The organism is Klebsiella sp. GG_Kp173, from assembly GCF_040062415.1.
GTDB lineage: Bacteria > Pseudomonadota > Gammaproteobacteria > Enterobacterales > Enterobacteriaceae > Klebsiella > Klebsiella quasipneumoniae.
The window spans coordinates 116,833-140,802 of sequence record NZ_JBEAFZ010000006.1 but is presented as its reverse complement, the minus strand read 5'-3'; the positions used below and the strand labels follow the sequence as shown (position 1 = coordinate 140,802).

The following is a 23,970-nucleotide window of genomic DNA, read 5'->3' as shown; positions in this document are numbered from 1 at the left end:
TAGCGCGGACATCTGAATTGAGCCACAGGCGGACATTACTATTGAGCCATTACAATCAAAGTGCGCATAATGTATATTATGTTAAATGAAGTGTCAGGACGCGTAACCCAACCATAGTTACAACTCTACCCCATGAAATTCATAGGCTCCATCTTGTCCTCCACCGGCTGCTTACTCGTTTGTATATGACTCGCGCTGTTTTCACTCACGGTACTCTGATGCCGACCATGCACCACGTGTCCAACAACTTCCCGCGGACCAGCTATGGCATTTTTCATAAACTCCTCCGGCACGCATATGGCGCGCTCGATCGTCGTTGGGTTCATTAGGCGAACGCACGACGGCGACACGCTGACCGCACCCGGCTTCCCGGCGCGGTTAACATCAGGTCTCGCTTCTGGTTGCCTATCTGCCAGACAATGCCGACTCACTCAATTTTGACCTTTCCCGGCAAAACGCACGCCATACTTTCCGACCTAAAATGTCCATGTGACAGCTGCTGTCAGTGCCGCCTCGTTACGTCGTAACACGATCGGGCTTTCATTAGCATGCTCCCCAAGCCAGGTATAGTCAGCACTCAAAACCGTGCCCCAGTGGGCATCAAACTGGTGACTCCAGGTCAGACTGTTGTCTATGCCATAAAATCCCCCCGGTGCTGAATAGCAGCTATAGCCTGAGCGCTGGCTCTGCTGCAAATTCACGCCATACCAGGTATTCAGGTAACGCTGGTCGCCAAACAGGGCCGCCGTTTGAAAGGCGAACGTGTCCTGGCCAGTTTGTACGGGAATCAACGTGAAGGATGCCTGGTAGCTTACTCCCTGGCTGTCCGTTAAAGGCAGCGTCGCTTTACCTTCAACATTGAGCCAGGAAAAAGCCTGCCAGCCGACGGCAAGAGCTGTATTCAGGGAAACATCAATATCTCCCATCCCTTTCAAATTATTTGCCCCTGCCCGCCAGCTGGCGTTTTTATCCTTCCTTCCCAGATCGTACCCCAGCGTATGTTCGAAGTACCAGCCGCTGGTGTTTTGCAGGTCATACCCTACCCCTTTCTGCGAATCAATAAAGAAAGCGCCGTTACGACCCTGCAATACAGGAACCACCTGCCATACCTGCTTGTCTGAACCTGAATATCGCGGAGCGTAGCGCCCTCCCAGCCCGATAGTGAAAGAGCCGGAAGAGGCGTTATCATTTGCCTGTACGCAGGATGTGATGACCGTCAAAAGCGGTACGGTCATATACAGGGCTTTTTTTATCGCTATCATACTGTTCTCCTAACAGATGCCGGCCTCTCCTGAAGCAGGAGCTGCCACAAAATGTTGGCGCAGTATGCTTTGGCAAAATCAATGAATCGTCGGGATAGTGTTAAGAAACGGTCAAGGTGAACGGATGTTGTCCAGAAGAGTGCTGATTATTGAAGATGACGCCGATGCGGCTGGCGTGCTCGAAGCCTATTTACGCCGTGAAAATTACGATGTCGTCATTACCGGAGATGGGTTGTCCGGGCTGGATATGGCGCACCGGTGGAAACCCGATCTGATCCTGCTGGATGTGATGCTTCCGGGGCTTAACGGCACCGAAGTCCTGGCTGGCCTGCGTCGCAAAAATGATGTTCCGGTGATCATGGTCACCGCCATGGGCGATACTCCCGATCGTATTGGCGCCTTACGCTATGGCGCCGATGATTATGTTGTTAAACCTTACCATCCGGGAGAAGTTGTTGCTCGGGTACAGGCGGTACTGCGCCGTAGCAATAAAAAAGAAACAAAGGAAGAGATCCTTCGCTGGCAATCACTTGAAGTCGATGTCACGGCCATCGTGGCGAGTATTGTCGACGGGAACAACACACCGCGGACGTTGGACCTCACCCCAACCGAATTTTCGCTACTGACTACGCTTATGCGCTCTCCTTCACGACCTTTTTCCCGCCAGCATTTACTGGAGCACTGTTTGCCGGAAAGTGAAGCCCTGGAGCGCGTGGTGGATACCCATATTTATAACCTGCGTAAAAAACTCGAGGCGGCGGGTATTTCCGGCGTGCTGGTTAACGTTCGCGGCGTAGGCTACCGGTTCAGACAACCATGACAAAAAAACGCTACACCTCCCTGTGGCGCTGGATTTGCGCACGTATATTAGCGCTGGCCATCGGAAGCGTAATTGTCATTGCGACCTGTATGTGGCTACGTTATGCGGTGCAGAATTACTGGAACCTGGGCAGAATGCCGGTATCGGTCCGGCAAGAGTTTCTTGCGCTCAGCCAGAACCCGCAGGCCAACCCGGCGCGCTTCCATCAAATCGTCGATACCTGGTGGGGGTTGAGTTATTCAACCCCATCCATCGCCTCGGCGGACTGGGTCACCGTGGCGTTACTGGTCCTGGTCATGATCCCTTTTATTGTGGTGATGGGATTGAGATATGCCAGGCCACTGGCGCTGCAGTTCAGCCGGCTGCGTGATGCGGCAAAGGACGTCGCCGAAGGACAATTTGGCCGCCAGGCAGAGCTCATCAGGAATGCGCCGGCTGAAATGGTCAGCTTTGCGAGTGACTTTAATACCATGACGGTAAAACTGGCCCGCTATGAAAAAGAGTTACGTACCTCTCATGTGGCCATGGCGCATGAGCTTCGCTCCCCCCTGACTGCCGCTATCGGACGTTTACAGGGCATGCTGGATGGCGTTTTTGATGCCAGCCCGGAGCAACTGGCAATGGTAATGAAACAGCTTCAGCATCTGAATCGCCTGACCGATGAACTTCATCTGCTCTCGCTGTCTGATGCCGGGAATCTGGTTCTGGAAAACGAACCCTTTTATCTGGATGAGCTGCTTAAGGAACGGGCAACATGGATCATGCCCCAGGCTGATGCACATCGTTTTACCATCAGACTTCATCATTCTCAGGCGTGTCCCTTCAAAGGCGATACGTTCCGTATGGGCCAGGTTTTTACTATCCTTATGGAAAATGCCCTCCGTTACGGGCGTGATGGCGGCCATCTTGATGTCACGCTGCACTACGCCAATGGGCAATATTACCTCGAATTTCGCGATGACGGCCCGGGGGTATCCTCCCAGTTCCTGCCGGAAATGTTCAACCGTTTTAGCCGGGAGGAGCAGTCGCGTGCCCGCCACTCCGGAGGCAGCGGTCTCGGTTTATCCATCGCTAGCGCGATCTGTCAGGCTCATGGAGGCAGTATCAGCGCGTCGTTACCTGAAACCGGCGGACTCGCAGTCACAATTTTGTTACCCTCGACGTCGTCTGAGATGGAAAATAGCCGCTCTTGATAATACCTTGACAAAACGTCGAATCTTTCTCGACTAAGCGCGCATTTAATAACGCCATAACCTTTATGGAGCGGCGTTATGTCAGATGAATTTTTACTCTCCCTCCGCCACAGTCTGCACCATTTGTACGACGTGGCGCGCACCCTTTCCTGGCTGCACTTTCTTCCCCTGACCATTCTTTCGGTGGTGATTTTTCTGTTGCCCGGATGCGGGGACAACCATGGTAATAAGACTGTTCCTGTTCGAACGGTACGCTACGTTGTCGTTGGCTCAGCGCAAACCCTTCCCGCCCTGGAAAGAACCGGAGAGATCCATGCGCACGATGAAACGATTCTTAGCTTTCGCACCGGCGGCCGGATAGTGACGCGTAGCGTCGATATTGGCGACCGGGTGAATGCAGGGCAACTGCTGGCCACGCTTGAAAATACAACCAGTCAGAATCAGCTCGATGGCGCACAGGCTGACTATGAAGGAGCCAAAGCCTCTGCTCAGGTTGCTGCACTTAACGTCAGCCGAATGCAAAAGCTTATGCTAACTGGCGCGATTGCCCGCACGCAGCTCGATAACGCCCGCGCGGACTGGCTTGTCGCCCGCGCGCGTTTAAAAAACAGCGAGTCCGCGTTACGTAATGCCCGGGAAAATCTTGGCTGGACGCGTCTGATTGCGCCGCAAAGCGGCATGATCACCGAAGTAAGCGCCTCTGCGGGTCAGGTTGTCACTGGGGGGCAGTCGGTGTTGACGCTGGCGACCGGCGAAGCCCGCGATGTGGTGTTTGATATCGCGAAACCCGATGCGATCCCGCCACAGGAACAGGCTGGCTTGCGAGTGTCCCTCCTCAGCGACCCGTCGGTGCAAGCGTCCGCCGCGCTAAGAGATATCAGCCCGCAGGCCGATCCTCAGACCCGCACATGGCGCGTCAGGGCTACTCTGCAAAACCCGCCGCTGGCAATGGCGTTGGGCGCCAGCGTCACCGTCACGTTACCCGCAACCGGCCCGCATGGATACGCCCTTCCCGCTTCAGCGCTGAGCCGCGTCGGCGACAAACCGGCAGTTTATGTAATTAATCCGCAGTCGCAGGCACAGCTTCGCGTGGTGGTGCCAGCATACTATACCGCCACCTCGGTCATTATCTCCGGCGGCCTTGAACCAGGCGACCGGGTAATTACCGCCGGCGTGAGTAAATTACGCTCCGGCGAGCCGGTGATTGCCGGGGAGTGCGATTCATGAAACCAGTATTGAATGAGAAAGTTAACCTCTCCGCCTGGGCGCTAAATAATCAACAGATGGTCAGTTTTTTCATGCTGCTGATCATTGCTATGGGCGCGTTCTGTTATGAGAAGCTGCCACGTAATGAAGATCCGGCGTTTACGATTAAAACGGCTGTCGTTTCCGCGCAATGGCCCGGGGCATCCGTAACGGATACCACCCGACTGCTGACCGATACGCTGGAAAAAAAGCTGCAGGAAACCCCCTGGCTTGATTATCTCGAAAGTGAAACCCGTGCCGGGAGATCCGTTATTTATGTCAATCTTCGTGACGATACCCCGCCGGAAAAGGTGCCGGATATCTGGTATCAGGTACGTAAGAAAATGCAGGACATTGCCCCGTCGTTGCCAGAAGGCGTTCAGGGCCCCGCCGTCGACGACGAGTTTGATGACACGTTCGGTACGATTTATGGCTTTATACCTGAGGGCTATACCCTACGGGAGGTCCGGGACCATGTTGAGACCATTCGCCGGGAACTCATGTCGTTACCGGATATCGGAAAAACCACTCTGCTGGGTGAGCAGCAGGAACAGATAGTCCTCTCTTTTTCTCCAGCGCGTCTGGCAGGTATGGGGCTGAACATCCAGCAGGTAGCGGATGCCCTCAGAGCACAAAATGCGGTTGTCCCGGCAGGTATAATCCGCACCGGACAGGAAAATATGGCGATAAAGGTCAGCGGGGAGCTGACATCTGAAGCGAGCTTACGTGCCGTCACGCTGCATATTAACGATCGTTACCTTCCTCTGACGGATATTGCCACCGTTAGCCGGGAAAACGGCGAGCCTCCCCAACCGGTTTATCGGGTCAACGGCAAACCCGCCATCGGGCTGGCTATCTCGATGGCACCGACGGGTAATATGCTGCGTTTCGGCGCCGCACTGAATGCAAAAATGCATGCCATCAGCGTCACGCTGCCGCACGGTATTGAGATGGTCAAGGTTGCCGATCAATCAGCGGTGGTCAGCGACGCCGTAAGCGGGTTTATCCGGGTGCTTATCGAAGCCGTGGCGATCGTCCTGGCCGTTTCGTTTGTCTCACTGGGTTTACGAGCTGGACTGGTCGTGGCTGCGGCCATCCCCCTGGTTCTGGCCATGACCTTTACGGGAATGATGCTGGCAGGAATAGGTCTCCAGCGTATTTCTCTCGGCGCATTGATTATCGCGCTGGGCCTGCTGGTCGATGACGCCATGATCACCGTGGAAACCATGGTCTCTGGTCTGGAAGCCGGGGATTCCCGCCGGCAGGCGGCTACCCGGGCTTTTAAAACGACCGCATTTCCGATGCTGACGGGCACCCTTGTGATGATTGCCGGGTTTATTCCCGTGGGATTTGCTGCGTCCAGCGCCGGTGAATATTGCTTTTCCCTGTTTGCCGTGGTGCTCATCGCCCTGCTGTGCTCATGGGTTGTCGCGATCCTGTTTTCACCGTTAACCGGCACGTGGCTGTTATCTGACAACATCAGACAGAAGGCGAAAGGTCCTGGATGGATGGCCCGCGGATACCAGTGGCTACTGCGCAAGGCGTTGCGTCACCGCTTCGCCACCGTGTGTATTGCCCTCATTGTGCTTGGTCTGTCCGTATACGGAACAACCTTTATGCAGGGGGAGTTTTTCCCCGCCTCCGACAGGCCAGAATTGCTGGTAAGCCTGACGCTACCGGCAAATGCCTCGCAGTCGGAAACGCAAAATAGGGTTGAAAAGCTGGAGAAGGCCCTGGCAGGCAACCGCAACGTTGAGCGCTTTTCGACATACGTTGGGTCGGGAGCGATCCGTTTTTACCTGCCTATGGATGTGCTTCTGGCAAATGAAAATATCGCCCAGATGGTGGTGGTGGCTAAAGATCTTAAAGCGCGGGATCGTCTTCATCGACAGTTAAATAGGATACTGGCTACGCGCTTTAGCGACATCATCACGCGCGTATCGCCCCTGGAACTTGGGCCCCCGGTCGGGTGGCCAGTCAAATACCGGGTGAGTGGGCCTGACTATCTGAAGGTCAGGTCGATCGCGAATCGCCTGAGCGATGTCATTGGTCGGTCGCCCTCTTCCCGCGAGGTTAATCAGACGGCAGGCGAGCCGGAGAGAGTCATGACCCTCAAGGTCAATCAGACCGCCGCCCGGGCTGCGGGTGTGTCGTCAGAAAGTCTGGCCCGGATGCTCAATACCGTCTGGTCCGGCAGTATAGTCACGTCGGTTCGCGAAAATGACCGCCTTGTCGATGTAGTGCTCCGGGCCAGGGACAATGAGCGTCTTAACCTCGCCACCTTCTCTTCGCTGACTATTCAGGGGAATGACGGTAAACAAATCCCCCTCAGCGCCTTTGCCACACCAGTCTGGGGCGTGGATGATCCGGTGATCTGGCGTCGACAGCGTTTGCCTTTCATCACCGTGCAAACTGACCTCGCACCGGGACTTCGCGCCGAAGCAGTATCCGCAGCGTTGCGACCAGCGGTAGACAGGTTGCGCGCGGAACTGCCTGAAGGCTACAGCATTGAAGAAGGAGGCGCGGTTGCTGAATCTGAAAAAGGTAATAGTTCGGTCTATGCGGTTCTGCCGATGACACTGGTCATCATGCTCTTGCTGTTGATGCTCCAGTTGCGCAACTATTCCCGTATGGCGTTGGCTATACTGATGGCCCCGTTTGGTTTACCGGGTATCGTACTGGCTATGTTACCTGGCGGAACACCGATGGGATTTGTCGCTCTGCTTGGCGTGATTGCGCTCGCTGGCATGATCATTCGTAACGCCGTCATACTAATTAGCGAGGTTGACAGCAATCTTGCTCAGGGGATGGCAAGCGATGCCGCCATTATTGCGGCCGCAGAGCATCGTGCGCGCCCCATCTGCCTGACTGCCTGTGCCGCCATTCTGGGGATGATCCCCATCTCCCATCAGGTATTCTGGGGACCGATGGCCTATGCGATTATTGGGGGGCTACTGATTGCCACGCTAGTTACACTGACCGTTTTACCTGCATCGTTAAGCCTGTTGTTACACCTGAGAATGACGTCCTCAGGCGAGACTTGTGAAAAATGAGTGGCGTGCCGTCGTATCCTCGTCTCAGGGGGCTGCCAGGTTATTCGCTGCAAGTCAAAGAACTTGCTCACCTGCTGCTGCAACGCCTGGGTAACAGGAAACCTAATAAAAAGTAAATCTCCCTGACCATGTTTATTTATACTCAGAAAACATGTCATTAAGAAAGGAAGCTACGCATTGAAATGGCTAACTTGGTTAAAACGTATCGTGTTGTCCCTGCTGCTGTTGATCGTTGGCGCTCTGGGACTACGCCTTTATGACATTCAGCGCGGGCCCGATCTGCAGCTCTGGCATACCTGGGTTCCGCATGAGATGGACGCGGATGAAATCGACAATGCTGACTGGAACGATTACATCAAAAAAGAGAATGCGCTCTTCAGTGAGGTAAAACGCCAGGTTACCGATAAGCTGGATGCTGAGCAGCAAACCGAACTGAATCGTTACTACAGCCACAGCCCCATCTATCCGGACTCGTTTCCAACCAACTGGAATCGGTCATACATCATGATGCCGGATGGTAAACCGCAAGGTGCCGTGGTGTTGCTGCATGGTCTGACGGATACGCCCTACAGCCTGCGGCATATCGCCGAAAATTACCGCCAACAGGGTTATGTCGCCATCGGTATCAGATTACCGGGCCATGGGACGGTTCCCGCCGGGCTGACCGACGTGGACTGGCAGGACTGGCTGGCCGCCACGCGCCTGGCGGTGAGAGAAGCGAAACGACTGACGGGTAAAGATGCGCCCCTGCATATCGTCGGATTTTCCAACGGCGGCGCGCTGGCAATGAAGTATTCGCTGGACGCGCTGGATAATGCCGAACTGGCAAAACCCCAGCGGGTGATCCTGATTTCTCCGATGATCGGTATTACTAGCTTCGCGCGTTTTTCCGGCCTCGCTGGCTGGCCCGCGTTTCTTCCCGCCTTCTCGAAAGCCGCATGGTTAAATATCATGCCCGAATTTAATCCGTTTAAATATAACTCCTTCCCGACGAACGCCGCCCGGCAGTCCTTCCTGCTGACCAAAGCGCTGCAAAAGCAGATAGTGGCTGACGCAAGAAATCAGAAACTTAACAGCTTACCGCCGGTATTGACCTTTCAGTCCGTCATGGATTCAACGGTCAGTACGCGGGCGATCGTGACGGCGCTGTATAACCGCTTGCCGGATAATGGCAGTGAAATTGTCCTGTTCGATTTAAATCATGCGGTCAGGTTTAATTCATTATTACGCCGGACGTCTTACACTGCGCTGGCGCGGTTGCTGCCCGCAGCGCCGCGAGCTTATCAGACCACGATCATCACTAACGCCAATTCCGCCAGTACAGAGATGGAGATCCGAACAACACCTGCCGGGAAAACAGACACTACGGTGGAGAAGCTACAGGGACTGCATTATTTACCGGACGTGTATTCCCTTTCTCATGTCGCGCTTCCCTTCCCCTTGAGCGATTCGCTGTACGGACGCTATCCCCATCCGCTGAATCAATACGGGATCAGCCTCGGCACGTTTGCAGCTCGCGGCGAGCGTTCTGTGCTGGTAGTGGGCCTGGACTCGCTGATGCGCCAGTCTTCCAATCCGTTTTTTCCCTATATGATCAAGCGCATTGACGAAGGGATCGACACTCGCCCGGCTCTCTCCGGGAAATAACTCTTCTCTGGATAAGTGGCCACCACGGCCACTTTTTCCTGAGGATGCGGTACTACGCTTTCGCCGACGTCGACAGCCACTGATATATCGAGGACAAATCCTGCCCGGCATATCCTGCGTCCGCCGCCTGCTGCCACAGTTCGGCGATGTTATCCAGCCCCGGCATGGTGTGCGGCTCGGCCAGGGAAAGCGCCAGCCGGGCATCTTTCAGCGCATGCGCCAGCTGCATCTGCGGCACGAATTGCTCATTGGCGATGGCGTCCAGTTTGACTTTGACATACGGTGCGGCCAGCGGGCCGCCTTCCAGGGCGCTCCACAGCTGGTCGGGAGTAAAGCCCAGCGTCTTCGCCAGCTGAGCGCTTTCCGCGATGCCCTGCATCATCGAAATCAGCCAGGCATTGAGGACCAGCTTCATTTTCTGGCTGTTGCCCGCCTCACCAAACCACTGCGTCCCACGTGAGATAGCGGCAAATACCTGCTCCGCCGCGCCACATTTTTCACGCTCCCCGCTGGCGAGCACCAGGATCTGCGCCTTCTCCGCCGGGGCTTTGGTCCCTGAAACCGGAGCATCGACGAAGGTCATCGCCGGCTGAAGCTCCCGCAGCAAGGCGATAGCCTGCTGCGTCTCCGGCAGGCCAATGGTGCCCATCTGGCAATAGATCGCCTGCGGCTGACAGGCAGGCGCAATTTGCGCCAGTACCTCCAGGGTAGCCTTACCGTCGGCGAGCATACTGATGATCACCTCAGCATCGGCCACCGCCTGCTGCGGCGTGGCGTGCAGAGATAATCCCTGCGCCTGTAAATCCTCGCCGCGCGCTGGCGAACGGTTCCAGCCCGCGACGGTAAAGCCCTTCTTCAGTAGATTGCTGGCAAAAGCGTGTCCCATGGCGCCGAGTCCCAGCACCGCGACCTTTGGTAATGTACTCATCTTGTCTGTCCTGATTCGCGTATTAATAAATGGCGGACGTCTACTATCGCATCTCTGGCACGGAAGTCAGTAGCAATAACCGCCATAAAAAGTGACACTGTCACTACGTGATAGCCATGTTTATAGCGGCTCAGGGCTGGCGGAGCCACTCCAGCAAGCGGCGCATTGCTGGCGACAGGCGGTCGTCATCCTGATAGCACAGGCACAGCCGACGCAGCGCCCAGCGATCCTGCAATGTGATAACGGTGAACCGGTAGCGCGGCTGATAGCGTTCGGCAATAACGCGCGGCAGGATCGCCCCGCCGGCACCGTGAGCCACCATCTCGCAAAGCCCTTCAAAATGGCTCATCCTGATGCGGACGTTCAGCGCCTGGCCGAGCCCGGCGGCCTGCTCTTCGATATGCTGCTGCAGTGCGCTGGTCTGATAGAGCGCGACCAGCGGCTCATGGATAATCGTCGCGAAAGCCACTTCGGCGGTTTCACTCAAGGCATGGGCCGGCGGCACGATCAGCACCAGGGGATCCTCCGCGACGGGCTCCAGACGCAACGGCCCGGGATCGACCGCATCGGACACCACCCCGGCCTGCGCTAAGCCCGCCAGAATACTGCTGACAATATCCGCGCTGGTGCGCTCTTCGGTGTCGATCTGTATCCCAGGATGCGCAGCCATCCACGCGGCGAGTTTGCCCGGCAGAAAAGCCGACAGCGCCGAGGTATTGGCAAACAGGCGCAGCGTTCCCTGCTGACCGCGGGCGAAGGCGTGCATCGCCCGGCGCAGACGCCGCTGCTGCTCTAACAACGGACGAGCATGGCGTGCCAGCACCTCCCCGGCCTCGGTCGTTGTCACTCCCCGGGCATGACGGTGCAGCAGCGGCACACCGACCTCCGCCTCCATTTTGCGCAGCCTTTCGCTGGCGGAGGCCAGCGCCAGATGGGCCGCCGCCGCCCCGCCGGTAATGCTGCCGGTATCCAAGATGGCGATAAACAGCCGCAGATCGGCGAGATCCAGTCGCATGACGCCCTCCTTCCCTTCGGTTTTACCGTAGCCTTTGGGCAACATACCGCATTGTCCCCCCCGCGACCAGCTGTTTCAATGCCCTTCTCTGAGCCGATAGGTAAGCCATGATGTTTGATCTTCACACTCTCTGTTTACTGCTGATTTTTATCGCCGCCGGGCTGGTCAAAGGGGTGACCGGTATGGGGCTGCCCACCGTGGCGATGGGCCTGCTTGGCCTGCTGATGCCGCCACCGGCCGCGGCGGCCTTGCTGGTGCTCCCCTCGCTGTTGACCAATCTCTGGCAGCTGCTGGCCGGCCCCGCGCTGGCGCAGATTGCGCGTCGCCTCTGGTTAATGATGACCGGGATGATTATCGGCACGCTGGCGGGATCGTCACTGCTCATCCATCTTAACCCGCGGTGGTCGGCGCTAGCGCTGGGTACCGTGCTGATAGCTTATGCCGGATACGCGCTCCGTGGTCCGGCGGTGCAGGTTTCTGCACGCATGGAAAAGCGCCTGTCGCCGCTGATGGGCGGACTGACCGGAGTGATCACCGGGGCGACCGGGGTATTTGTTATTCCGGCGGTGCCCTGGCTGCAGGCGCTGGGCTTTCGTCGCGACGAGCTGGTCCAGGCCCTGGGATTGTCGTTCACCCTGTCCACTCTGGCGATGGCGGCCGGCCTCTCTCTGCACGCTGGCTGGCGCGCAGATTCGCTGCTGCTGTCGGCGCTGGCGCTGGCGCCCGCGCTGCTCGGCATGTGGCTGGGACAGCGGATCCGCTCGCGTCTCAGCCCGCAGCGCTTTCGTCAGGGCTTTCTGTTGTTCCTGCTGGCGCTGGGGCTGGAGCTTGTCCTCCGGGGGGTGCTGGCGGAATCATCCTAGCGGCGGGTAATGTGTTTCACATTGTATTTACTGGTGTTCTGGTAGATCTCTGAGAAATCAACGATCGCCCGGTTCTGGGCGTAGCTGACAGACTGCACCCGTAGCAGGAGGCTGTTAGGCGCCACCTGCAGCAGCTCCGCCTGCTCGCGGGTCGCCAGCACCGGGGTATAGCTGCGGTGGCTCTCAATAATGGTGATATGGCACTCTTTTTTGAAATAGTTGAACTTAGACTGCTCAAGGTTACCCACGCTGAGCCACGGAAAAGCGGCGTAGGGAATGTAGCTGTTCTCCACCAGGATCGGGACCTCATCAATCAGCCGCAGCCGCCTGACGTAGTATACTTTTTCTCCCGGCTGGATCTTTAACTGCTGGGCAATGGCCGGCGGGGCGTCAAGCAAGGTGAACTCAATAACCTTATTGCGGTAGTTGGTGACCCCCACCACCTGCATCTGGTAGTTAAATCCCTCCAGCTCTCCGCCATGATAGTTACTTTTACGCACAATGCAGGTTCCGCTGCCGTGCCGCCGGGCGATCAGCTTTTCCTCCTCGAGTAGCGCCAGCGCTTTGCGCAGCGTCATCACCGAGACCTGCAGCTCCGCAGCCAGCGCTTTTTCGCTGGGCAGCATATCGCCGACGACATAGTCGTCGCTGTTGATGCGGGCCTTCAGTTCTGTGGCAATCTTTTTATAAATCACTTTTAGATGTCTCACCGAGAGGAATGACGTCAAATACAGCTGCATTTAATGCATTGTATTTATTCATAAAAATTAATTTTCACGCGCCATAAGCAGCGTTAACTCATCTATAAAAATGGCTATATTTATATATCTCTCCTGCAACAATATATATGACTTTCGTCACAGATGGCCTTTTTCCTGCTCGGGATCCCGGTGGTCTGCTCCTAGTCTGATAAGCCTATTGATCAGGTGATGACAGCGGGCGATGAAGACGAGAGGACAACCATGATTGGCGTGAAAAAGCTTCAGGACTTTTCCAAGGCGATGATCGGGCCGGTGCTGTATCTGCCGGCTATCGGCCTGTTGATCGCCCTGTTCAGCATGACCACCAACCGGCTGTGGGTGGATGAAAGTAGCGGGATCTATCTGTTGGGGAAATTCGTCTCCAGCATGCTCTGGGCGCTGATGAACAATCTCGGGTTTCTGTTCTGCCTCGGACTGGCCAGCGGTCTGGCGAAAACCCGCAAAGCCGAAGCCGCTTTCGTGGCGGCCATGACCTGGCTGGTCTATCTGGCGGCGAACAACAGCTGGCTGACCCTGACCCATCGTCTGGCGACCGGAGCCACCAACGCGCAACTATATGGCAGCGGACAAACCTATATCTTCGGTTTTCAGGTCATCGATATGGGCGTGTTCCTCGGTATTATCCTTGGCTGCGCCGTCGCCTTTGTTCACAATCGCGTGGTTGGCATTGAGTTTCGCGGCGCGCTGTCGATCTACGGCAACAGCAAGCTGGTGCTGATCGTGATGCTGCCGCTGGTGGGCCTGTTTGCTATCGCCACCGTCTATCTCTGGCCGGTGGTGGAGCTGGGTATCTCGGCGCTGACCGGCTTTATGAAATCCTTTGGCGCCATCGGGGTCTTCCTGTACGGCTTTCTCAACCGGTTCCTGATCCCCACCGGGCTGCATCATTTGATCTGGTCGCCGTTCGTCTTTACCTCTATCGGCGGTCAGTTGCTGATTGATGGCCAGACCGTCATTGGCGCCAAGCCTATTTTTCTCGCCGAAATCGCCCGTCATCCCGTTGACACGCTCAGTGATTCCGCCCGGTTTTTGACCTATGGGATGGTGAAGATTTTCGGCACCGCCGGTATGGCGCTCGCTTTCTATCGCACGGCGAAACCGGAGAATAAACAGCGGCTCAAAGTCACGCTGATCCCCTTAATTGTCACCTCCGTGCTGGTGGGGATCACCGAACCTTTTGAGTTTCTCTTCATCTTCACCGCCCCGCTGCTGTGGCTTATCTACTCCCTGCTGGACGGTTTTTTCCAGATGCTGGCCTGGCTGCTTCACGTGCGGGTCTGCGCCACCAACGGTCTTATCGATTTTGTCGTCTATAACCTGCCCGCCGGCGCTAGCGTGACGCGCTGGCCGGTGTTTGTCGCCCTCGGGCTGCTGGAGACCGCCACCATGTACCTGGTCGGCACCTTCTGTATTACCCGCCTGCGAATGCTTACCCCGGGGCGCGAAGCCGCTGCCGATGCGGTGCGTTCCCCACAGACGGATCCGGCAAATGGCGAGTCTGACAAAGGTGCGATGGTGATTGCGGGGTTGGGCGGCAAAGAAAATGTTTGTGCGGTGGAAAACTGTTTTACCCGCCTGCGGGTCGATGTGCGCGACCCCGCACTCATCCAGCAGACGCTGTTAAAAGAGAGCGGCGGGAGCAGCGTGCTGATTAAAGGCAATCATGTTCAGGTGATCTACGGCCTGGGGGTTAACAAAATTCGAACGGCGGTCAACGCCAGTCTGGGTGTAACTGAATAACGAGGTGGTAAATGAAAGATAACTTTGTGGTCACGATTGCCGGTGGCGGTAGTACCTATACGCCGGGGATTGTCATGATGCTGCTGGAAAATATGGCGCGCTTTCCCCTGCGGGAGATCCGTCTGTACGATAACCATCACGAGCGTCAGAAGACCATCGGCGACGCCTGCGCCATTCTGGTGGCGGAACGCTTCCCGCAGGTAAAATTCAGCTATACCACCGATCCGCAGGCGGCCTTCACCGACGTGGATTTTGTGATGGCGCATATTCGCGTTGGCCTGTATGAGATGCGGGAAAAGGATGAAAAAATCCCGCTGAAATATGGCGTGCCGGGTCAGGAAACCTGTGGGCCGGGAGGGATCGCCTACGGTATGCGCTCGATTGCCGGCGTGCTGGAGCTGGTCGATTATATGCAGCAGTACGCCCCGGGGGCGTGGATGCTTAACTACTCCAACCCGGCGGCCATCGTCGCGGAAGCGACCCGTCGCCTGCGGCCCGACGCGCGCATCATCAACATCTGCGATATGCCGGTGGCCATCGAGGGGCTGTTTGCCGATATCCTCGGTCTGCCGTCGCGTAAGGCGCTGAACGTCCGCTACTATGGCCTCAATCATTTTGGCTGGTGGACCAGCATCACCGATAAAGCCGGTAACGATCTGATGCCTGCGCTCAAGCGTCACGTGGCGGAGCAGGGTTACAGTAGCCCAAAAGATGATTTTCAGCATAAAGCGCCGAGCTGGATCGAAACCTTTAAAAAAGTGAAGGATGTGTTTGCCCTCGATCCCCTGACGTTGCCTAACACTTATCTGAAATACTACCTCTATCCTGACTACGAGGTAGCCCACTCTGACCCGGACTTTACGCGGGCTAACGAAGTGATGGCCGGACGTGAAAAAGAGGTCTTCGATATGGCCCGGGAGATCACTCGTCGCGGCACCGCGGAAGGCGCGCATTTCCATGCCGGGGCCCATGCCACCTTCATCGTCGACCTCGCCTGCGCCATCGCCTTTAACACCCAGGAGCGGATGCTGTTGATCGTGGAAAACAACGGGGCGATCGCCAACTTTGACGAGACGGCGATGGTGGAAGTCCCCTGCCTGGTGGGCGTCAACGGCCCGGAACCGCTGGCGATGGGAAAAATCCCTTCGTTCCAGAAAGGACTGATGGAGCAGCAGGTGGCGGTGGAGAAGCTGGTCGTTGACGCCTGGATTGAGAAAAGCTACCAGAAACTGTGGCAGGCCATCACCCTGTCAAAAACGGTGCCCAGCGCCGCGGTGGCGAAAGCGATTCTCGATGAGCTGATCGTCGCCAACGAAGGTTACTGGCCCGCGCTGCACTGATTTTTTGCCACAACCCTGCCGTGAGAGCCCCTCTCGGCAGGGTTATCGCCGGCATCCATCCCGCGATACCTCCTTCCATAGCCTCCCTCAGCGCCAACGCGTCAATGGCCTGCGCGACGCCAGCCAGACTGACATCACAGCATCGCCAGCCACTATTTTCCTTGAACAGAGTAATGAAATATAAATTCTATTCTTCGATATTATGGCGTAAAAATGTGATCTGCGTTGTATTCTCTGCGTTACATTAACCCACTGAAAACAACATCATTATTACTAACTCGCAAATTTAACCCGCATTTCATAGGGATATAGCGCCGCATGCCATTGTGATTCGCTTCATGCATTTACCTTCCTGCAACACCAGTTTGAAATTAAATTTTCATAATGTGATCTTGTAGCATGCTCATTCCATTTCTTTGTGCCATATTCTTAGCACGGTAAATCGCCGGAACGACAGCAACGTGCCACACCAGGGCGCTGTCCTGCGGCCAACGTCGGCGCTGCCGACGCACTGAAGACCGCTAACCCGAAAAGGAGAACGGATATCGACGACATCCATGCCAACACCAAGCCGTAAACCTCTTTGACCGCCATTGCTTAGCGTACCCTGCCTTGTGCTGAGCAATTACACAAAGAAGAAAATCATTTAATTCAGTTAGATACGACAACACAGGCGTGATAAATCCTGACTGGGGAGATGTATTTTTATCTTGTGTCGTTCAACAAAATAAAGGGACTACCATGTCATTTATAACAAACCTGAACCAGCAACAGAGAAAACGACTTCATCAGATCACCTTAGTGGCCACCTTCGGCGGCCTGCTTTTCGGTTACGACACCGGCGTTATCAACGGCGCCTTTTCCTCACTGAAGCAGTACATGGCGCTGACCCCGACCACCGAAGGGCTGGTAATGAGCGTCCTGCTGATCGGCGCCGCGCTGGGCAGCGTGTTTGGCGGTAAGTTCGCCGACTACTTCGGCCGGCGCAAATACTTGCTCTTCCTCTCCTTTGTTTTTCTTATCGGCGCCCTGCTTTCCGCCGCGGCTCCCGATATCACTACCCTGCTGATTGCCCGCGCCCTGCTGGGCTACGCCGTCGGCGGCGCCTCGGTCACCGCCCCCACCTTTATTTCTGAAGTGGCGCCCACCGAGATGCGCGGTAAGCTGACCGGCCTGAATGAAGTCGCCATCGTTATCGGCCAGCTGGCGGCGTTTGCCATTAACGCGATCATTGGCATCATCTGGGGCCATCTGCCGGACGTCTGGCGCTATATGCTGCTGGTGCAGGCGATCCCCGCTATCTGCCTGTTTGTTGGCATGTGGCGCGCGCCGGAAAGTCCGCGCTGGCTGATCAGCAAAAACCGCCACGAGGAAGCGCTGCATATTCTCAAACAGATCCGCCCGGCGGAACGCGCGCAGAAAGAATTCGACGACATCTCCACCCTGATCAAAATTGAAGCCGGCAATAAGTTCAGCACCCAGAACACCTTCACCACTATCCTCAAAACGCCATGGATCCTCAAAATTTTGCTGGTGGGCATTACCTGGGCCGCGCTGCAGCAAACCACCGGGGTGAACGTGATTATGTATTACGGCACGGAAATCCTGAGTGCCGCCGGCTTCTCAGAGCGTACCTCGCTGATCTGTAACGTGCTGAACGGCGTCTTCTCCGTCGGCGGTATGCTGATTGGCGTGCTGTTTCTCGTCGATCGTTTTAAGCGTAAGACGATCATTATCTACGGCTTCGCCATTATGGCCACGCTGCACCTGATTATCGCCGCGGTCGACTACACCCTGGTGGGCGACCTCAAAGCCACCGCTATCTGGCTGCTGGGCGCGCTGTTCGTCGGCGTGATGCAGGGTTCGATGGGCTTTATCACCTGGGTGGTATTAGCCGAGCTGTTCCCGCTGAAATTCCGCGGATTGTCGATGGGGATCTCGGTATTTTTCATGTGGATCATGAACGCGGTGGTCAGCTACCTGTTCCCGCTGCTGCAGGCGAAACTGGGCCTTGGGCCGGTCTTCTTTATCTTCGCGGCCATCAACTATTTGGCGATTCTGTTCGTGGTGTTCGCCCTGCCGGAGACCTCCAATAAATCGCTGGAGCAGTTAGAAGCGGAGCTGTCAGCGAATCATGAGGATAAAAAATCTACTCGTCTCACCAGGGAGGTTGGCTATGATCGATAACATCACGCTGGATAATCTGCACATCGGCTGCAAGGCCAGTAATAAAGCGGAAGTCATCGCCATGATTGGCGCAGAGTGTAAAGCCAAAGGCTATGTCAATCAGGAGTGCGTTCACTTTCTGCTGGAGCGTGAACATCAGGTTTCCACTTTTTTGGGCAATGGCATCACCCTGCCGCATCTGCCGAAATCAGCGACGGATATCATTCTTAAAACCGGGATTGAGATCTATCAGTTTCCTGATGGCGTTATCTGGGATCGCGGCAACGTGATGTTTATAGCCATTGGCGTGATTGCGAAAGAGAAAGAGCATATTGACGTGCTCAAAGAAATAGCCTCGATATTCAGCGATGAGCTGATCGCGAATGCGTTGTCATTAATCTCCGACAAAAATGACTTCCTGAAGATCCTCCAGCATAACGCGCTACCGCGTTAAGTGCGCCACCGGCCGGGGCTCTGCCCCCGGCCATCGCCTTATTTTATTGGTCTCGCAGAAAGCAAGCATTACGAAAAATCTAATTTTCTCCGTTATCACGTCACTCACAATAATAACCGGGGAAATTAACGCATATCGAATGGCTATCAACTCTATTTATTATGCGACAGCTCTTATTCAATATGGAAAAATGACCAATAAAAACAGAATGTTAACCATTAAAAGGCTTTGCATCCTTTGCTTTGCTGTTCAGGCCGTGAGTGCCGCGCGTCAGTGATTCCTGCGCTATCCCATTAGTTTTGATTTATATCAATACCGCTTCCAGCGTTAAAATGCATTTTACAGCGCGATTATTTTGTAAAGGTGTATACGACATTGGTTTTACGATTTGGATATTTATTTAGCCGGCCCGCAAGCCTGTGGGGATGGCTGATGTGTAACGCGCTTAATGGTATCGCGATCGTCCTCTGCTTTCTCGGGATAAGCATCGTGACAGGCTATCGTCATGCGGTCTGGCAGGTCATCATCACGCTGGCTATTATTATATCGACCTGGTATAGCGCTAATTATTTCGCCGCCCTGGAAGCGCGACGCGACAGACGACGCTTTCTGCTGCTGGCCTGGGTGGTGATGACCATTCTGCTGAATTTCATTCACCTCAGCGGCGCTGAATACCGTTATTAAAGGAGCATGCCCATGACGCTGGCGATGCTGTTGGTGCTTATCAATCACCATAAAGGTCTGACTATCTTATTGATTGTCATTGTTGCGCTGCTGTTTATGGCGCTTACCCCGCTGGTCAAAAAACTGCTTAGCACCCTTCACGATCGGTCCTGATTTTTCTCTCACGGCCGCCGACAGGCGGCCATCTCTCCTCCTGTTAGACTGATTCCGCCACCAGCCTTAGCGGCATGCAGCCTGCTACAGCGCGCATGAAAAGAAATGAGAACCATTATCAATGAAGCTATGCTAACGTGTCAGCCCAGGCAAAACGCCAGATGACAGAAAACAGGGGGACAGACGAGGTGAAGCAGGATTCAGGGATCATCACAGCGCGGCAGGCGCACGGATTGCTGACGCTGGCGATAGGCGCCGCGCTCTTCTACAGCAGCGGCAGTTTCGCCCGGCCGGATCTGCAGCCGTTGGGGCCGAATATTGCGGACAAAGGGTCAGCTTTCTACCATTTTACCCAGCGCCAGTACGACTCTGCCGATGGCGAACGCCATTACCGGGTGTGGACTGCGGTGCCGGATAAAGCGCCGCCGGCCGCCGGTTATCCGGTACTGTATATGCTGGACGGCAACGCGGTGATGGATAAACTCAACGACGCGTTTCTGCAACAGCTCTCCGCTGGTTCCCCGCCGGTCATCGTCGCTATTGGTTACCAGACGGCGCTGCCCTTCGATACCGCAGCCCGGGCCTGGGATTACACTCCGCCGCTTAAGACGCATCAACCTCGCGCCGGAAAATCCGCGCTGCCGCCACGAAAAACCGGGGGTAATGACCTGTTTCGCCAGCTGCTGAGCGAAACGATGGTTCCGCAAGCAGAAGCTAAGCTGAAAATCGATCCCCGCCAGCGCGCTATTTGGGGTCACTCCTATGGCGGACTGTTTGTACTCGACGCGTGGCGTAAGAGCGACCTGTTCCATATCTTTTATTCCACCAGCCCGTCGCTCGGCCAGGCACTCGAGTCTCCGCTTAAAGACAGCAAAAACATCGATGCCGCGGCTTTCGCCGGGAAATCGCTGTATCTGCTGGAGGGGGATGGCAAAGCCCCTGGAGAGCCGTCCGGGCACGTGGCTTCCCTGGCGGTTTTGCGTCAGACCCAACAGCAACTGGCGGACAACGGCTTGCGGGTGGCCTTCTGGCGCTACCCTGGGCTGACCCATGGTCAGATGTTCGAGGTCTCCCTGCGCTCCGCGCTGCTGCACCTTTCCGGGCAGGCAGCGCTTGCGCATCAGTGATGACCTTGCGCCCACCAGCGGACGGCGGGCGATTCAGCGCTGATCGGGCAGGTGTTTAATATCGACCGGCTCGCCGAACAGGAACCCCTGCATTTCGTCACATCCCTCCTCTTCGAGGATCTGCAATTGTCCTGCGGTTTCCACGCCCTCGGCGATAAGCGGCGTATTGATCGAGTTGCCCAGCGAAATAATGGCCCGCACGAATGAGCGGACCTGGGGATTGCTCTCCACATCCAGCATAAAGCTGCGGTCGAGCTTGATGACGTCGAAATGAAATTCGCGCAGCATGCTCAGGGAGGAGTAGCCGGTGCCGAAATCATCCAGTGCGATACTGATCCCCATCTTTTGCAGATGATGCAGGACGCTGAATGCCAGCTGCTTGTTCACGATAAACGCCGTCTCGGTGACCTCAAACTCCAGCAGGCTGACCGGATAGGCGGTACGCATCAGGATCTCGCGGACTTTTTCGATAAAGCTACGATGACGCAGCTGCACCGGCGAGATATTGACCGAAATTTTTCTGTTGAGACCCTTTTCCAGCGCTTCGTTACACACCTGCTCCAGCACCCAGTAGCCTAACGGCACGATGGCGCCGCTCTCTTCGGCAATGGAAATAAACACGTCCGGCGGAATAGCGCCCAGCTGAGGATGCTGCCAGCGCAACAGCGCTTCATAACCGGTGATGCGACGATCTTTAATATTGCGGATCGCCTGATAGTGAAGCGAAAACTCCCCCGCCTGAATACCGCGGCGAATGTCGGCGGCCATCATATTCCGCTGCCGCGTCTTGTCGTCCATCTCGCGTTCATACCAGCAAATTTTGTGGTCGAGACTGCTCTTTGCCCGATACATGGCCAGATCGGAATTGCTCAGAACCGTATTAATATCCGTCCCGTCCTCCGGGTAGACGGAGATACCCATGCTGGCGGAAAGGATCACTTCCGTCGCGGCAAACGTCTGCTTACCGCTGAAGCAGTGCCAGAGACGGGCGGCAAAGGCGTCCACCTCGCTTTCATCGGCAAAAGGTTTGACGGCCACAAACTCATCGCCGCCGAAGCGGGCGACCATCTCCTCCTTCTGCAGCGTTTTGAGTACGGCGCCTGCCACGCGCTGCAGCAGCTGATCGCCAATAAGATGGCCCTGCAGATCGTTAATCTCTTTAAACTTATCTAAATCGATGGTGAAAACGGCAAAGCGGCGGGCGTCATTCCCGGTGATCAGCTTTTCCACCCGCTCAAAGAACTCCACCCGATTGGGTAAACCGGTCAGCGCATCGTAACGCGCCATCCACGCGATGCGGTCATTGATCGCCTTCTGTTCGCTGATGTCGCGGGTAATTTTGGCAAAGCCCAGCAGGTTATTTTGCTCATCGCGGATGGCATTGATCATGACATGCGCCCAGAACCGGGAGCCATCTTTACGATACCGCCAGCCTTCGCCTTCGAACTGCCCGCTACGCAGGGCAATTTGCAGATTATTCGCCGGCACCCTGGAGAGTTGTTCGGCTTCGCTATAGAAGAGACCGAAGTAGCGCCCGATGATCTCATCGCTCAGGTACCCTTTTGCCCGGCGGGCGCCCTCATTCCAGCTGATGACCATCCCATCGGCGCTCAGCATATAGATGGCATAATCTTTAACACTTTCAATAAAGTGGCGATAGGCAATGTCCGTCAGGTGATCGTTACTCATGGTACAGCGCTCTCTGTGGCTCGGTCGTGGCAAAACGCATTAGATATAACAGAATCACGCCCATAATGAATACAAGGTTAAGGTGTTTTATGGTCGCCTTTCCGGCCCGGACAACCGCCGATCGCGCGGCGGACACTCCTGTTAAGCGTAGTGGACCAGGCCATCTTCGGGGGGATAACCTCGGCGATTTTCGCACTTAGGTCGCCCACTAATAGTTACTTTTATTGATTAAAAAGTTTGATTGAAAGAATAAATAAAAGGAGTAATGTTAATAATACTTTCTATGGAGGTTAAATATGTTGCGTGATTATTTAAAAGTGGAAAAAGAAGATCGGCTGGTTGAACAACAGAGTCGTCATGACAATAGTCAGCATTATTCTTCGGTAACCGAATGGGTTATTTTAAGTAAAGATGGCCAGCGTAAAGGCCGGGTATCCCTGTTTGACCGCTTCACCACCCGCCGCTCCTGGAGCGACAGCTTCCGCATTACGCAGTTCGATAATGCGGGTAAAGTGGTGGTGGATAAACTCACTGACGCGCTGTAAATTTCCCGGATTCCCGGCCTGACGGGAGAATATTCATACGCAAAATTAACACCTGCATAAAATATATTGATGCGTCGCCATCATGTTATTTTCATTCCGCATACCGATAACCTAATGGGTAATTTTCGCCATGGTGAACCGCGCGAATTTTTAACCCGAAAAAATACTGAAAATAAGCCCGCTGGTCGGGCTTTTTTGCATGGCGCTCGTCACCCACGCCACAAAATGCCAAGGACATCCCGCGCTGGTTTGTATACGATACATCTACGAATCATATATGGTCTGTTTCTATGGGAATCGTCAAAATCTCCGATTTGCTGCACGATGACATTCGTGATGCCAGCAAAGCCATGTCCCGCTCCGTTAATGCCCAGGCGGAATACTGGATCCGCCTGGGCATGATGAGCGAACTCTACCCCGAGCTTAACCACCAGCAGATCAAACTGCTGATGCTGAAATCCGGCTCTGACCGTCTGCTGGAGGTGATCAATGCCATCAATAATCATTAAAACCACCGATGAGCTCGCGCGCCAGCGCCATGCCGGCCAGCTGCTGGCATCGGTGTTTGACATGCTGGATACCTTTATCGTCCCCGGCGTGACGACGATGGAAATCAACGATCGAGTGGAAGATTTTATCGTCAACCAGCTGCACGCCCGCCCGGCCAGCAAGGGGCAATACGACTTTCCCTATGTGTTGAACACCTCAATTAACGATGTGGTCTGCCATGGGATCCCGAAGGCGACCGAGCATCTGCGCTCCGGGATGATCGTTAACGTCGATATCACCCTCGAGAAAGCGGGCATGATCGCTGACTCCAGTAAGATGTACCTGATAGGCGACGTTTCCCCGCTGGCTCGCCGGCTGGTAAAGACTACCTATGAAGCGATGTGGAAAGGCATTGAGGTGGTGAAACCCGGCGCGACGCTGGGCGACATCGGCCATGCCATTCAGCGCTGGGTCGAGGACCATGGCTACAGCGTGGTCAGAGAATATTGCGGTCACGGTATCGGCCAGGAAATGCATGAAGAGCCGCAGGTGCTGCACTACGGCAGGCCCGGTGAAGGCGCCGTGCTGCGGGAAGGCATGGTATTCACTATTGAACCGATGGTGAACCAGGGCGACAGCCGCATCAAAACCAAAAAGGATGGCTGGACGGTCGTCACCCGCGATAAAAAACTCTCCGCGCAATGGGAGCACACCGTGGCCGTCACCGCCAACGGATTTGAGGTGCTGACGCTACGCGACGACGAGCAGTCGCGGATCCGCTAAGTTTTCTTCTCCC

General features: G+C 55.5%; 21 protein-coding genes. 16 read left to right on the top strand and 5 right to left on the bottom strand.

All coding sequences use genetic code 11. The features are described 5' to 3' along the window. Nucleotides 1-476: 476 nt before the first annotated feature. Complete coding sequence (locus tag ABLU50_RS06290; RefSeq protein WP_087833301.1) at nt 477-1,262, bottom strand: MipA/OmpV family protein; 786 nt, start codon at nt 1,260-1,262, stop codon at nt 477-479. 124 nt (nt 1,263-1,386) lie between these two features. On the opposite strand from ABLU50_RS06290, the gene ABLU50_RS06285 reads away from it, so the two are divergent. The 5 genes from ABLU50_RS06285 (at nt 1,387) to ABLU50_RS06265 (ending at nt 9,220) form a co-directional block, all read left to right on the top strand. Then, nucleotides 1,387-2,082: a response regulator gene (locus tag ABLU50_RS06285; RefSeq protein ID WP_043519565.1), complete on the top strand. Its 696-nt coding sequence runs from the start codon at nt 1,387-1,389 to the stop codon at nt 2,080-2,082. Then, nucleotides 2,079-3,275, top strand: a complete 1,197-nt coding sequence (locus ABLU50_RS06280) for an ATP-binding protein (RefSeq protein WP_057215219.1) — start codon at nt 2,079-2,081, stop codon at nt 3,273-3,275. Before ABLU50_RS06285 ends, ABLU50_RS06280 begins: the two co-directional genes overlap by 4 nt. Before the next feature lie 78 nt (nt 3,276-3,353). Continuing rightward, on the top strand, nt 3,354-4,502 hold the full coding sequence (locus ABLU50_RS06275; RefSeq protein WP_087833300.1) for an efflux RND transporter periplasmic adaptor subunit: 1,149 nt from the start codon (nt 3,354-3,356) through the stop codon (nt 4,500-4,502). Further along, nucleotides 4,499-7,573 carry an efflux RND transporter permease subunit gene (locus ABLU50_RS06270; protein WP_087833299.1) on the top strand — a complete coding sequence of 1,025 codons (3,075 nt, stop codon included), beginning with the start codon at nt 4,499-4,501 and terminating at the stop codon, nt 7,571-7,573. Before ABLU50_RS06275 ends, ABLU50_RS06270 begins: the two co-directional genes overlap by 4 nt. 177 nt (nt 7,574-7,750) lie before the next feature. Beyond that, complete coding sequence (locus ABLU50_RS06265) at nt 7,751-9,220, top strand: alpha/beta hydrolase (RefSeq protein WP_004205892.1); 1,470 nt, start codon at nt 7,751-7,753, stop codon at nt 9,218-9,220. 52 nt (nt 9,221-9,272) lie between these two features. On the opposite strand, the gene ABLU50_RS06260 is transcribed toward ABLU50_RS06265, so the two are convergent. After that, the gene (locus tag ABLU50_RS06260; protein ID WP_057215205.1) at nt 9,273-10,148 is read right to left on the bottom strand and encodes an NAD(P)-dependent oxidoreductase; all 876 of its coding nucleotides are present in this window, start codon (nt 10,146-10,148) and stop codon (nt 9,273-9,275) included. A 130-nt stretch (nt 10,149-10,278) separates the two neighbouring features. Further along, nucleotides 10,279-11,163 carry a LysR family transcriptional regulator gene (locus tag ABLU50_RS06255; protein ID WP_087833298.1) on the bottom strand — a complete coding sequence of 295 codons (885 nt, stop codon included), beginning with the start codon at nt 11,161-11,163 and terminating at the stop codon, nt 10,279-10,281. Between the two features lie 110 nt (nt 11,164-11,273). Here ABLU50_RS06255 and ABLU50_RS06250 point away from each other — a divergent pair, with 110 nt between their 5' ends. Beyond that, complete coding sequence (locus tag ABLU50_RS06250) at nt 11,274-12,026, top strand: sulfite exporter TauE/SafE family protein (protein ID WP_064177973.1); 753 nt, start codon at nt 11,274-11,276, stop codon at nt 12,024-12,026. Here ABLU50_RS06250 and ABLU50_RS06245 read toward each other — a convergent pair. Beyond that, nucleotides 12,023-12,721 (bottom strand): GntR family transcriptional regulator, encoded by a 699-nt coding sequence (locus ABLU50_RS06245; protein WP_064177972.1) that lies wholly within the window; start codon nt 12,719-12,721, stop codon nt 12,023-12,025. The genes ABLU50_RS06250 and ABLU50_RS06245 overlap by 4 nt on opposite strands. 267 nt (nt 12,722-12,988) lie before the next feature. On the opposite strand from ABLU50_RS06245, the gene ABLU50_RS06240 reads away from it, so the two are divergent. From ABLU50_RS06240 to ABLU50_RS06210, 7 genes are all read left to right on the top strand, one after another. After that, nucleotides 12,989-14,527 carry a PTS transporter subunit EIIC gene (locus ABLU50_RS06240; protein WP_043519560.1) on the top strand — a complete coding sequence of 513 codons (1,539 nt, stop codon included), beginning with the start codon at nt 12,989-12,991 and terminating at the stop codon, nt 14,525-14,527. 11 nt (nt 14,528-14,538) lie between these two features. After that, on the top strand, nt 14,539-15,867 hold the full coding sequence (locus ABLU50_RS06235; protein ID WP_057215193.1) for a 6-phospho-alpha-glucosidase: 1,329 nt from the start codon (nt 14,539-14,541) through the stop codon (nt 15,865-15,867). 741 nt (nt 15,868-16,608) lie between these two features. Next, nucleotides 16,609-18,054, top strand: coding sequence for a sugar porter family MFS transporter (locus ABLU50_RS06230; RefSeq protein ID WP_004205904.1), 1,446 nt, complete (start codon nt 16,609-16,611; stop codon nt 18,052-18,054). Next, complete coding sequence (locus ABLU50_RS06225; RefSeq protein ID WP_004205906.1) at nt 18,044-18,487, top strand: PTS sugar transporter subunit IIA; 444 nt, start codon at nt 18,044-18,046, stop codon at nt 18,485-18,487. Before ABLU50_RS06230 ends, ABLU50_RS06225 begins: the two co-directional genes overlap by 11 nt. A gap of 432 nt (nt 18,488-18,919) precedes the next feature. Continuing rightward, on the top strand, nt 18,920-19,171 hold the full coding sequence (locus tag ABLU50_RS06220; protein WP_049092387.1) for a hypothetical protein: 252 nt from the start codon (nt 18,920-18,922) through the stop codon (nt 19,169-19,171). A 12-nt stretch (nt 19,172-19,183) separates the two neighbouring features. Then, a complete protein-coding gene (locus ABLU50_RS06215; protein ID WP_049003653.1) occupies nt 19,184-19,324 on the top strand; it encodes a hypothetical protein in 141 nt (46 codons plus the stop codon). Nucleotides 19,325-19,512: 188 nt separating this feature from the next. Further along, nucleotides 19,513-20,451, top strand: a complete 939-nt coding sequence (locus tag ABLU50_RS06210) for an alpha/beta hydrolase-fold protein (protein ID WP_017900387.1) — start codon at nt 19,513-19,515, stop codon at nt 20,449-20,451. Nucleotides 20,452-20,484: 33 nt separating this feature from the next. Here ABLU50_RS06210 and ABLU50_RS06205 read toward each other — a convergent pair whose 3' ends face one another. Beyond that, nucleotides 20,485-22,140, bottom strand: a complete 1,656-nt coding sequence (locus ABLU50_RS06205; RefSeq protein ID WP_087833297.1) for an EAL domain-containing protein — start codon at nt 22,138-22,140, stop codon at nt 20,485-20,487. 296 nt (nt 22,141-22,436) lie between these two features. Between ABLU50_RS06205 and ABLU50_RS06200 the strand changes: the two genes are divergently transcribed. The 3 genes from ABLU50_RS06200 to map all read left to right on the top strand — a co-directional run bounded on the left by ABLU50_RS06200 (nt 22,437) and on the right by map (nt 23,957). Next, complete coding sequence (locus tag ABLU50_RS06200; protein ID WP_004205912.1) at nt 22,437-22,685, top strand: hypothetical protein; 249 nt, start codon at nt 22,437-22,439, stop codon at nt 22,683-22,685. 290 nt (nt 22,686-22,975) lie between these two features. Beyond that, nucleotides 22,976-23,194, top strand: coding sequence for a ParD-like family protein (locus tag ABLU50_RS06195; protein ID WP_002904808.1), 219 nt, complete (start codon nt 22,976-22,978; stop codon nt 23,192-23,194). Further along, nucleotides 23,175-23,957, top strand: coding sequence for a type I methionyl aminopeptidase (gene map, locus ABLU50_RS06190; RefSeq protein ID WP_064183715.1), 783 nt, complete (start codon nt 23,175-23,177; stop codon nt 23,955-23,957). Before ABLU50_RS06195 ends, map begins: the two co-directional genes overlap by 20 nt. Nucleotides 23,958-23,970 lie beyond the last annotated feature (13 nt).